The sequence below is a fragment of the Sphingosinicella rhizophila genome, from assembly GCF_032378825.1.
Classification (GTDB): Bacteria; Pseudomonadota; Alphaproteobacteria; order Sphingomonadales; family Sphingomonadaceae; genus Allosphingosinicella; species Allosphingosinicella rhizophila.
Genome location: NZ_JAVUPU010000026.1, coordinates 1 through 621, shown reverse-complemented (window position 1 = coordinate 621; position 621 = coordinate 1). Strand labels below are relative to the sequence as shown.

At 60.2% G+C, this 621-nt stretch carries 1 protein-coding gene; it reads right to left on the bottom strand.

The genetic code is table 11. The annotated features are described in order from the left end of the window. Positions 1 to 15 precede the first annotated feature (15 nt). The coding region (locus tag RQX22_RS19240) for an IS630 family transposase (protein WP_315728826.1) at positions 16 to 621 on the bottom strand (606 nt) is incomplete at its 5' end.

Below are 621 nucleotides of genomic sequence, written 5' to 3'. Positions count from 1 at the left end.
TAGAGCATGATCATCTTAGACTGAACCATAACCGCTGTTGGTAAGGTAGTTTGCGCATTCGGCGGGTTCGAAGCAGTCGAGCAAGCTGCCGATGCGCTTCCAACAGGCATCGACGTTGCGCTCCTCGGCCTTTCGGAAGAGGGTTTTGAGCTTGGCGAAGACCTGCTCGATCGGGTTCAGATCCGGCGAGTAGGCCGGCAGGAAGAGGAGCTTGGCTCCGGCGGCGCGGATGGCTTGGCGAACGGCCATGCTTTTGTGGCTGCCGAGATTGTCCATAATGACGATGTCGCCAGCGCTGAGCGTTGGCACCAGGAACTGCTCGACATAGGCCAGGAAGGACTGTCCATTGATAGGGCCGTCCAGGACGCATGGTGCATCGATGCGATTATGACGGAGCGCAGCCAGAAAGGTGAGAGTTCGCCAGTGCCCGTGCGGTACCTTTGCCCGGAGCCGCTGGCCGCGGCGTGAGCGGCCGTGGGTACGCGTCATGTTGGTCTTCGTCCAAGTCTCGTCGATGAAGACCAGGCGCTTAGGATCGAGACGGCCCTGATACTTGCGCCACTGAGCCCGCCGCCTTGCGATCGCTGGCCGATCCTGCTCGCTGGCGAACACGGTTTTTTT